Source organism: Polaribacter sp. BAL334, from assembly GCF_015767435.1.
GTDB lineage: Bacteria > Bacteroidota > Bacteroidia > Flavobacteriales > Flavobacteriaceae > Polaribacter.
Genome location: NZ_JADWOV010000268.1, coordinates 76402 through 87503, shown reverse-complemented (window position 1 = coordinate 87503; position 11102 = coordinate 76402). Strand labels below are relative to the sequence as shown.

General features: G+C 32.0%; 11 protein-coding genes. 9 read left to right on the top strand and 2 right to left on the bottom strand.

The features are described 5' to 3' along the window. Positions 1-81: 81 nt before the first annotated feature. Entirely contained in the window at positions 82-1353 is a 1272-nt protein-coding gene (locus IU405_RS05875; protein ID WP_197437684.1) for a DUF2851 family protein, read from the bottom strand. Positions 1354-1462: 109 nt separating this feature from the next. On the opposite strand from IU405_RS05875, the gene IU405_RS05870 reads away from it, so the two are divergent. The 9 genes from IU405_RS05870 to IU405_RS05830 all read left to right on the top strand — a co-directional run bounded on the left by IU405_RS05870 (position 1463) and on the right by IU405_RS05830 (position 9623). Next, positions 1463-2095 carry an NAD(P)H-dependent oxidoreductase gene (locus IU405_RS05870; protein ID WP_197437683.1) on the top strand — a complete coding sequence of 211 codons (633 nt, stop codon included), beginning with the start codon at positions 1463-1465 and terminating at the stop codon, positions 2093-2095. Positions 2096-2188: 93 nt separating this feature from the next. Further along, a complete protein-coding gene (locus IU405_RS05865; RefSeq protein WP_197437682.1) occupies positions 2189-3655 on the top strand; it encodes an aminoacyl-histidine dipeptidase in 1467 nt (488 codons plus the stop codon). Between the two features lie 182 nt (positions 3656-3837). Continuing rightward, positions 3838-4602 carry a ParA family protein gene (locus tag IU405_RS05860; RefSeq protein ID WP_197437681.1) on the top strand — a complete coding sequence of 255 codons (765 nt, stop codon included), beginning with the start codon at positions 3838-3840 and terminating at the stop codon, positions 4600-4602. A 1-nt stretch (position 4603) separates the two neighbouring features. Continuing rightward, complete coding sequence (locus IU405_RS05855) at positions 4604-5488, top strand: ParB/RepB/Spo0J family partition protein (protein ID WP_197437680.1); 885 nt, start codon at positions 4604-4606, stop codon at positions 5486-5488. Positions 5489-5578: 90 nt separating this feature from the next. Beyond that, positions 5579-6085 carry a DUF5683 domain-containing protein gene (locus IU405_RS05850; protein WP_231749568.1) on the top strand — a complete coding sequence of 169 codons (507 nt, stop codon included), beginning with the start codon at positions 5579-5581 and terminating at the stop codon, positions 6083-6085. 66 nt (positions 6086-6151) lie between these two features. Next, positions 6152-6853, top strand: coding sequence for a 4-hydroxy-tetrahydrodipicolinate reductase (dapB, locus tag IU405_RS05845; protein WP_197437678.1), 702 nt, complete (start codon positions 6152-6154; stop codon positions 6851-6853). 75 nt (positions 6854-6928) lie between these two features. Further along, a complete protein-coding gene (gene lepB / locus IU405_RS05840) occupies positions 6929-8629 on the top strand; it encodes a signal peptidase I (RefSeq protein WP_197437677.1) in 1701 nt (566 codons plus the stop codon). 86 nt (positions 8630-8715) lie between these two features. After that, entirely contained in the window at positions 8716-9312 is a 597-nt protein-coding gene (locus IU405_RS05835; RefSeq protein WP_197437676.1) for a WbqC family protein, read from the top strand. After that, positions 9312-9623, top strand: coding sequence for a DUF6122 family protein (locus tag IU405_RS05830; RefSeq protein WP_197437675.1), 312 nt, complete (start codon positions 9312-9314; stop codon positions 9621-9623). The genes IU405_RS05835 and IU405_RS05830 overlap by 1 nt, the downstream gene beginning before the upstream one ends. Here the strand turns inward: IU405_RS05830 and IU405_RS05825 are convergent. Further along, positions 9614-11101, bottom strand: coding sequence for a lipopolysaccharide biosynthesis protein (locus IU405_RS05825; RefSeq protein ID WP_197437674.1), 1488 nt, complete (start codon positions 11099-11101; stop codon positions 9614-9616). The genes IU405_RS05830 and IU405_RS05825 overlap by 10 nt on opposite strands. Position 11102 lies beyond the last annotated feature (1 nt).

Below are 11102 nucleotides of genomic sequence, written 5' to 3'. Positions count from 1 at the left end.
ATTAGTAAAAATTAGTGAATTCGTGGCAAAAAAAGCTTTATGTATATTGACTAAAATAATTTCACCCAAAAAGTTAATCGATTAATTTCTTACCAATTTAATCCCTATTGCACATTGTAAACAGCGTTTCTTTGTGCAATAGTTGTTTTTTAACTCAATCAAAGCCTGACTTTCCATGGCATTTTTTGCAGTGATGTGTAAACCTTCAAAGCCTTCAATAATAGCATTTTTTTCAGGAGTAATTTGTTGTATCAATCGCAAAATTGTTTCTTCGTCAAAGTCCGTTTTGGTTTGTAAATAGATAAATTTTAATGGAATAATGGTGTTTATCAATAACAAATCCACAAAAGATTTTGTGAGTTTTTTGGGGCTTTTTTTTGAGGTTGTTTCAAATGTAAAATGTGTTTTCCAAAAGTCCAAAACCTCCACATTAAATAGTTTGTAAAAATCCTCTTTTTGATCAATTTCGATGATTTTAGAAAACAAATGCTGCTGTTGAAAAATCAAATTTATCAATTGTGCCAAACGGATTGTAGGAAAATTGGGAGGACGCATCCTAAAAAACTGAAAATTATTTTTATGAATGGATTGCAATTGATATTTGTGTTTCAAATACTGATATTCTGTTCGCAATTGTTTGTGAAAAGGAATTTCAAGTTCATCCTCTAAAAAACCAGCTTGTCCAAAAAGTAAGGCTGACAATTGAATTTCATCAAAACGAACTTTTTGAATGATTGAAAAATCTAAAGAACTTGCCAGTTTGAAAAATCCTTCTCCATTTATTTTCAATCCAAAGTTTTTGGCAAGCAACCTAAAAAGAACGGATTCAAAATCAAAATTTATTTCTTGCAACAATTCTTTTATAAATTCAGACTTATGTTCTAATCGCTCAAAATACAATCTTTCCAACCAATTATGTACTAAAAATGGTTCCATTTGATGAATTTGTTGTTCGCAAGGAATCCATCTTTTAGAATCATTTATAAGTCCATTATAGTTGATAATCAATTCTTTATCAATATAATTTTTCAATTCTAACGTAGGAATTGGTTGATTGTTTTTCGTAAATACCTCCACATCATGTTCCCAAACTACATGCAAAATTACAGCATCATAATTGGAATCATTTTCATGATTGTGCACATACCAATCTGAAGATTTTACGTGCATTTCAACATTGCCAACCCAAGTTTCATCACCCATTTTAATATGTGCATTTAAAAAATCTGGGCCTGAATTTTTATTTTGAACTCCAAACTTGAGGACATTTATTTCTTGATGATGTACTGATTTTAAAGTCGATGTATAAAACAACTGATATTGCCAAACGTAGTATAAAAATTCCTCTTTCATTTTTTTTTGCATGAAGATACTGAAAAATTTATTCACTCATCAATTTTACCAATAGAATTCAAAAAAATGAAGGAAAAGATTGGTATACTTTTGCGAAAAAATAAAGAAAATGAACATTATAGAAAGTTTAGAATGGCGTTATGCCGTTAAAAAGTTTGATAAAGAGAAATTTTTATCAGAAAAACAAATTGAAACTTTAAAAAATGCCTTCAATTTAACAGCCACTTCGTATGGATTACAACCTGTAAAATTGGCAATCATCAGTAATAAAAAAATCCAAGAAGAGTTGGTTGCATATTCTTGGAATCAAAAACAAGTGTTGGACGCTTCTCATGTATTCGTTATTTGTGTACCAAAAAGTTACACTTCTAAAGAGGTAGAAAATTATTTTGAATTGGTTCAAAAAATCAGAAATACTCCTGATGAAATTACCCATCCATTTAAACAATTTTTAACTGCTGAAATAGCAAAAAAAACACAAGAAGAATTGCTTATTTGGAACAAAAATCAAGCCTATTTGGCGTTAGGAAATTTATTGACTGTTTGCGCACTTGAACAAATAGATTCTTGTCCAATGGAAGGTTTTGTTCCTGAAAAATATGATGAAGTTTTACAATTGAATGAACTAAATTTAACATCAGTATTGGTATTGCCTGTTGGTTTTAGAGCTCAAGAAGATTATATGAAAGACCTCAAAAAGGTTCGAAAAAATATAGATGAAGTGATTATCTACTTCAAGTAAATCCTCTATTAATTTGAAAAGCCTTCTATATGAAGGCTTTTTTTTAGTTCATAATAGTCGTATTTTTGACAATTAAAAAAACACCATTTTTCCATGAATCAAGATATAAAAAATAGTGAACCAACAGAAGTTTGGTCTCATTTTGCTGATTTGAATGCAGTTCCTCGTCCATCAAAAAAAGAAGAAAAAATCATTCAATTTATGGTGGATTTTGGCAAAAAACAACAACTTGAAACAATTGTTGATGCTGTTGGAAATGTCATCATCAAAAAACCAGCATCACATGGAATGGAAGACAAGAAAACGGTTGTTTTGCAAGGACATTTAGACATGGTGCATCAAAAAAATGCCACTACTGAATTTAATTTTGAAGAACAAGGAATCAATATGTTTGTGGAGGGTGATTGGGTGAAAGCAAAAGGCACCACGTTAGGGGCAGACAATGGTTTGGGAGTTGCTGCAATTATGGCAATTTTATCTTCAAAAACAATCATTCACCCAACAATTGAAGCGTTGTTTACGATTGACGAAGAAACAGGAATGACAGGTGCTATGAATTTGAATGCCAATACTTTAGCAGGAGATATTTTATTGAATTTAGATACGGAGGAAGATGATGAAATTGGAATTGGTTGTGCAGGAGGTTTGGATGTCACAGCTACAAGAATTTATGAAGAAGAAGAAATTCCCGAAAACACAAATTCATTTTCCATTTCAATAACTGGTTTAACAGGAGGTCATTCAGGAATGGATATTCACAAAGGATTGGGAAATGCCAACAAAATCATGAATCGCTTGTTATTTGATGGTTTTACCAATTTTGGATTGCGTATTTCAGCAATAAATGGAGGTAGTTTGCGCAATGCCATTCCTAGAGAAAGTTTTGCGAAAGTGGTTGTAAATTCGAGTTCAAAAGCATTTTTTCTATCGGAGACCAATACACTTATCAACCAAATAAAACAAGAGTTTTCAACAATTGAACCCCATTTATCCATTCAAATTGAAGAAATTTCACAACCAAAAAGTGTTATTGATTTGGGTGTTCAGGAAGGTTTTTTGAGAGCAATGTATGCTGCTTTGAATGGCGTGTATAAAATGAGTCCAGATGTTGAGGGTTTGGTTGAAACTTCTAATAATATTGCCAAAGTTGACCTAAAAAATGGAAAAATTTTAGTGGGCTGTTTGACTCGTTCTTCTTCGGAAAGTAGCAAATTAGATTTGGCAAATTCTATTCGCGCTGCCTTTGAATTGGCGGGTTTTGAAGTAGAGTTTTCAGGAGCCTATCCTGGCTGGTTGCCAAATATGAATTCGGAAATACTGCAAATCGTTTCAAATACGTATTGCAAATTATTCGAAAAAGAACCCAAAATAATGGCTTGTCATGCAGGTTTGGAATGTGGCATTTTAGGGCAGAATTATCCAAAAATGGATATGATTTCCTTTGGTCCCAATATCAAAGGAGCTCATTCCCCAGATGAAAGAGCACAAATTTCATCCACCCAAAAGTTTTGGAAATTATTGCAAGAAGTTTTGAAAAATATTCCTGAAAAAAAGATATAATCTCACCCAAATAAGTTTAAAAAAATTCTTTTTTTCGTTAACCTAATTATGCAGAAACTTTTATTATTCAAGTATAAATTACAAAAAATCAATACATTATGCTTTTATTTATTTATTAACATCTTTCATGATAATAAAACAGAATAAATTGTAATTTTACAACTCATAATTAGATTATTTCTATGGGAAAAATAATTGCTATTGCAAATCAAAAAGGAGGTGTAGGTAAAACAACAACCTGTGTTAATCTGGCAGCTTCTTTGGGTGTTTTAGAAAAAAAAGTGCTCTTGATTGATGCTGATCCTCAAGCAAATGCAACTTCAGGAATGGGTGTTCAAGTGGATACTATTGAAATTGGCACCTATCAAGTTTTAGAACTTACTTGCGACGCAAAAGATGCTTTAATACCCACAACTTCGCCCAATGTTGATTTAATTCCTGCACACATTGATTTGGTTGCCATCGAAATTGAATTGGTGGACAAAGAAGATCGTGAATACATGCTAAAAAAAGCGTTGATGGACATCAAAAAAGAGTATGATTACATCTTGATAGACTGTGCTCCTTCTCTAGGTTTGACAACTTTAAATGCCTTAGTTGCTGCAGATTCAGTGATGATTCCAATTCAGTGTGAATATTTCGCATTAGAAGGTTTAGGGAAATTATTGAATACTATTAAAAGTGTTCAAAAAATTCACAATCCTCAATTAGATATTGAAGGGCTATTATTGACGATGTTTGATTCGCGTTTAAGACTTTCAAATCAAGTAGTTGATGAAGTTCGTAAACATTTTTCGAGTATGGTTTTTGACACTATTATTAGTAGAAATACCCGTTTAGGAGAAGCTCCAAGTTATGGAGAAACCATTATTGCATTTGATGCAACTAGTAAAGGTGCAGTAAATTATTTAAATTTGGCACAAGAAATCTTAAAAAAGAATTCATAAAATGGCAAAAGCAACCAAAAGACAAGCTTTAGGAAGAGGATTATCAGCATTATTGCAAGAAACACCGAATATCAATAGTGCTTCTGATAAAAATGCTGACAAATTAATTGGTTCAATTATTGAAATTGAATTGAGTATGATTGATGTAAATCCTTTTCAGCCAAGAACGTATTTTGATGAAGAATCGCTGATTGAATTAGGAAATTCTATTAAAGAATTAGGGGTTATTCAACCAATTACTGTCAGAAAAATGGAAGGAAATCAGTTTCAATTGGTTTCTGGAGAGCGTCGTTTTAGAGCTTCAAAATTAATTGGAAATACCACTATTCCAGCCTATATCCGAATTGCAAATGACCAAGAAATGCTAGAAATGGCATTGGTTGAAAATATTCAAAGAAAAAATTTAGACCCCATTGAAGTAGCACTTTCTTACCAACGTTTGATTGATGAAATCAAATTGACTCAAGAAGAATTGAGCACTAGAGTTGGAAAAAAAAGATCCACAGTAACCAATTATTTGCGATTGTTGAAATTGGATCCCATTCTACAAACAGGAATGCGTGATGGATTTATATCTATGGGACATGGACGTGCCATGATCAATGTTGAAAATACAGAAGACCAATTGGCAATTTATGAACGCATTTTAAGAGAAGAACTTTCTGTAAGACAAACTGAAGATTTGGTAAAAAACTTAAAATCAGGACCTGTTTCAAAACCAAAAACGAAACAAATTCCAGATTTTGTAAAGTACAATATCAAACCTTTGAGTGAGTTTTTTGGTCAAAAAATTTCTGTAGTAATGAGTGCTAATGGCAAAGGAAAAATCAATATTCCTTTCAATTCTGAAGAAGATTTTAATCGCATTAAAAACTTATTAAAATAGGTGAATTTAAAATCATTCATACTTATTTTTTCTCTCAGTATTTTTTCTGAAAGTCTTTTTGCGCAAATTGATTCCCTGCGAATTGACACCTTGAAAACGGAAAAAATCGCCAAAAAAAAATTAGAAAAACCGTACGTTTACAATCCACTAGCGCCTTCAAAAGCAGCATTTTATTCCGCAATTTTCCCTGGAATGGGGCAAATTTATAATAAAAAGTATTGGAAAGCGCCCATTGTTTGGGGAGCTTTGGCATTGCCAGTGTATTATTATCAAATCAACAATAGTGATTATAAACGCTATAGAAATGCTTACAGACTTAGAAAAAATGGATTGCCAGACGAATTTATAGTTGATGGGGTTGAAATTGTTTCTACACAAACTTTAGAAACTGCCCAAGAACAATTACGCGAAAATAGAGATATGTCATTGTTGACTGGTGTTATTTTATACATTTTACAAATTGTGGAAGCAAGTGTAAATGCCCATCTAATACAATTCAACACCGATGATAACTTAACTATAAAACCACAATTAATCATGGATCCAATCAGAATTGAAACGCCTAGTATTGGATTCACTTTTAAATATAATTTTTGATATGAAATCATCACTAAAAAAAGGTGATTTCCAAAATAAGTTTACAAAGAAATAAAATTCACACGTATGAAAATCGCACTGTTAGGCTATGGAAGAATGGGAAAAGAGATTGAAAAAATCGCCATTTCTCGTGGTCACGAAATCGTCATCAGTAAAGATGTGGAAGATAGTATTGACATCACTTTAGCAGATGTTGCTATTGATTTTAGTGTTCCAAATGCTGCATTTCATAATATTACCAATTGTATTGAAAACAATGTTCCTGTCATTGCAGGAACTACAGGTTGGTTAGAGAAATATGAGGAAGCTGTAGCAATTTGCCATAAAAAAAAGGGCGCTTTTTTATATGCATCCAATTTTAGTGTTGGTGTCAATATCTTTTTTGAACTCAACAAACAATTGGCAAAAATGATGAGTTCTTTGGAAGAGTATCAAATTTCAATGGAAGAAATTCATCACACACAAAAATTAGATGCGCCAAGTGGAACAGCCATTACATTGGCTGAAGGTATCATTCAAAATACTTCAAAAAATAATTGGGAATTAGGAGAAAAAACAAGTGCTGAAAATATTCCAATTGTCGCAAAACGAATTCCTGATGTGCCTGGAACGCATACTGTTTGGTACAAATCTGAAGTAGATACTATCGAAATTAAACATACAGCACACAGTAGAAAAGGATTTGCTTTGGGCGCTGTCATTGCAGCAGAATGGATTGTTGGAAAAACGGGCGTATTTTCTATGAAAGATGTGTTAAACATTCGCTAAGAACTGTAACTTTTTTGCTATTTTGCGCCTTATTACAATGTAAAATTTTCCTTTTTAGGAACAAAAATATAGATTATGACTTTTATTCAGTGGTTTCTCTTTTTTTTAGCGATTCAAATTATTCATTTTTTGGGTACATGGAAACTGTATCAAAAAGCAGGTAGAAAAGCTTGGGAAGCAGCAATTCCTATTTATAATGGGATTGTTTTAATGCAAATTATCAAGCGTCCAAAATGGTGGATTATCCTACTTTTTATTCCAATTATCAATTTATTGATGTTTCCCGTTATTTGGATTGAAACCATCAGAACTTTTGGTTTTTATAAAAAAATAGATTCATTGTTGGTCATTGTAACATTAGGACTGTATATTTTTTACATCAATTATGGAACAAATCCCACATTCAATCCTGATAGAAGTTTAAAACCTCAATCTGAATTGGGTGAATGGGTTAGCTCCATCACTTTTGCAATTATAGCTGCAACACTAGTTCATACCTACTTTATGCAACCATTTACCATTCCAACATCATCGCTTGAAAAATCGTTATTGGTGGGAGATTATTTGTTTGTAAGCAAATTTCATTATGGCGCAAGAGTTCCATCTACCGTAATTGGAGCTCCTATGGTTCATGATTCATTGCCGTTTACAGGAACTGCATCGTATTTAAAAAGTCCACAATTGCCTTATTTACGTTTGCCAGGATTGCAAAAAATCAAAAACAATGACATTGTTTGTTTCAATTGGCCTGCTGATTCTTTGGCAACAATGTGGGGAGATACTTCAGGAAAATTTACCTACAAACCTGTTGATAAAAAGACAAATTATGTAAAACGTTGTGTGGGAATTGCTGGTGATACCTTGCAAATGATTGATGGATATTTCTATATCAATGGAAAAAAGAATGAATTGCCTTACAGAGCAAAATTGCAGTTTTATTATACCTATGAATCAAAATCGCCTATTGATGCCAATACATTTCCTGCTTTTTTACTTGAAAAAGAACGCACAGGAGTTTACCGAATTTTGTCTGAATATTGGGAAAATGACAAAGTACAAGAGGCTATCAAAAAGAATGGTAGTTTGACAAAAATCGGGCAAGATTCTTTATATACAGAAGTTGCTGGTGGCATCAACCCTGATTTAGCTGAGCGTCTGAAAATGAGTTCTGTAAGTACAAAAATCAATATCAATTTAACACAAGAAGAAGTTGATCGATTGAAAAAATATCCTTTGGCAGTTTCCGTTACAAAAATAAATCACGCCCCAGACAACGCCATTTTTCCTCATGTTGAAAAATTGCAATGGAGTCAAGATAATTTTGGACCAATTTACATCCCAAAAGCAGGAGCTACTGTAAAATTAGACTCAGAATCATTGCCTTTTTATGCGCAAATTATCAAAAATTATGAAAATAACGATTTGGTAATAAATGGTGAAGATATTTTTATCAATGGCAAAAAAGCGGATTCCTACACTTTTAAACAAGATTATTTTTGGTTGGTTGGAGACAATAGACACAATTCTTTAGACGCGCGTTATTGGGGGTATGTGCCTTTTGACCACGTACTTGGAAAGCCTGTAATGGTTTGGTTTAGTTGGGATGCAAACGCTCCAAGTTTTGGTGCAAAACTAAAATCAATTCGTTGGGACAGACTATTTACCACAGTTCATGGAGATGGAGAACCCGTTTCTTATAGATATGTTGTTTTTGCATTGATTGCAATGTATATTGGATGGAGTTATTTTAGAGGAAAAAAGAAAGTTAAAAAATAGTTTTCAGTTACAGTCACAGTTTTCAGTTAGCATCTTAATTGCAGACTAACACTGTTTACTGATACTGAAAACTGAATACTCAAAGAATGTCATTATTTATTCCAACCTATTTTTCGCCCATTTCTCAATACGCAGAAATTGTAAAATCTGATGAAATTACTTTTGAAATGGAAGATAATTTCCAGAAACAAAGCTTTCGAAATCGTTGCTATATTTATAATAGCAATGGAAAACAGTTGTTAAGTATTCCTGTAAAACATTCCGAAAAAGAAGGTAGAAAAAAAACAAAAGATACGCTTATTGAAAATGATTTTCCATGGCAAGATCAACATTTTAAATCTTTACAAGCTTCCTACAGAGTTTCTCCTTATTTTGAATTTTTTGAGGATGACATTGCACCACTTTTTCATAAAAAATATAAATTTTTGCATGACATCAATATGGATACTTTTTTATTCATAGCTGATGCGTTACAAATTGAAACAACCATTTCAAAAACAGAAAGTTACACTTTAGAAACTTCAGAAAATGATTTTCGATTTTTAGCAGAAAAAAATTTACAGCCAGAGAGAGAATTCAAAAAATACACGCAAATGTTTGATGACAAACATGGATTTATCCCAAACTTATCCATCTTGGATTTGCTGTTTATGGAAGGTCCAAATGCCGTAAGTTTTTTCTGATGTTTTCTGCAAAATTCATCATTCATTACGGACTTCACATTGTAGTTCCTTTTTTAATTTCTTACTTTTTTTTCAGAGAGAATTGGAAAAAAATATACTTAATTTTCTTAGCTTCTATGTTGATTGATTTGGATCATTTATTGGCAACTCCAATTTTTGACAGCAGCAGATGTAGCATCAATTTTCATCCTTTACACACGTATTATGCAGCAGGAATATATGTTATTGGATTGTTTTTCAGAAAAACACACATCCTTGCGTTTGCGTTACTTTTTCACTTATTGACCGATTTTATGGATTGTTATCTCTGAAATCGTTTAGAAAGACGCGAAATTTCATCTGAAATTTGCAATTTGATCACCAAATAGAAATAAATTCCTGTAATTAAAATACTCTTTAAAAGAATATTGATGGTTTGATGGATTGGAATTTTCCAGAGATAGATATCATGTAACGGAAAATCCCAGAAATTAAAAACTACATACAAAATGGCAATAACTCCAATCATACTCCATGATTTATCTGTAAAAGGTGTCATCGCAAACTTTCTTTTTACAAATAGTAGTTTTCCTGTATTGGCAAAGAAAATGACAATCAATGTGGCTAATGCCAAACCATCTGTGCCCATATTCAGTTGATAATAAAAAAGGGTATTCAAAGCATACACAGAAATAGCCATCATAAAACTATAGGGCAACGTGATTTTATAGTATTTAGAATTATTGATAATTGCGCCATTATTCCCTAAAAATCCGTTGTACATTTTTACAAACGAAATCATAAAAACTACTAATTCACCTCCTGCATATTGTTGTGGCAATAAATTGAACAATTGATTGACATTTGCATTGATTAAAACAAAAAACAAACCACTGATTAATAGCAGATTAATAGAACTTTTTTTATACAAAGAAGCAACTTCTTTAGTATTTTCTTCATTCAATGTTTTGGATGTCAAGGGTTGTAAAATATTCATCATTGCTCTACTGGGCGCTTCAATAAAGGAACCAATAAACACAGCCACAGAATAATAAGCCGCTTGCTCAATAGCCTCTTTACCAGGAATCATAAATTTATCAATATCCAAAATGATGGCTCCTGCACTTCCTGCCATGATGATGTACAGAGAATATCGTAAAATCTCCGAAAAATTTTCAGGTTTTGAAAAAGTAAATTTGGGAAAATACAAATAAAACGCATAAGACATCATCACAAACATTCTCAAAAAGTAGAATCCTGTCAAATAATAAATAAAATCTTCTTTTGAAATCCATTGAAAATACACTGCAAAAAGCAATAACATCACTACAACTCTATTCCATAATTCTTTCAAAACATTCCCAAAAACAGAATGAAATTGGACTCTTGCCCATGCATAAAACACCTCAAAATAAGCACATGTAAACGCAATTAAATAGATGACAAACGTATAGTTTTTGATAATTGGGTTATTTATAGACAAATAATTGCTAATTTCCTCGTAAAACAAATTCCCAACATATCCCATTGGAATAGCCACCAATAAAGGTAAAAACAACACAGACGTAAGAAATTTATCTTGTTCAACCTTCGTAAAATAACTTGAATAAAATTTGATAATTGTATGATGAACTCCCAAAGCAATTAATGGCATCAAAATATTAGAGGTTGATAATAAGAAAGTTGCTAACCCAAAATATTTGCCTCCTAAAAAATGGGTATATAAAAAAAGGGTATTGATACCTCCAATAACAAAACCGAGATAAATAAATATCGTATTTTTAAAAGATTGTTTTAAAACAATGCCCATG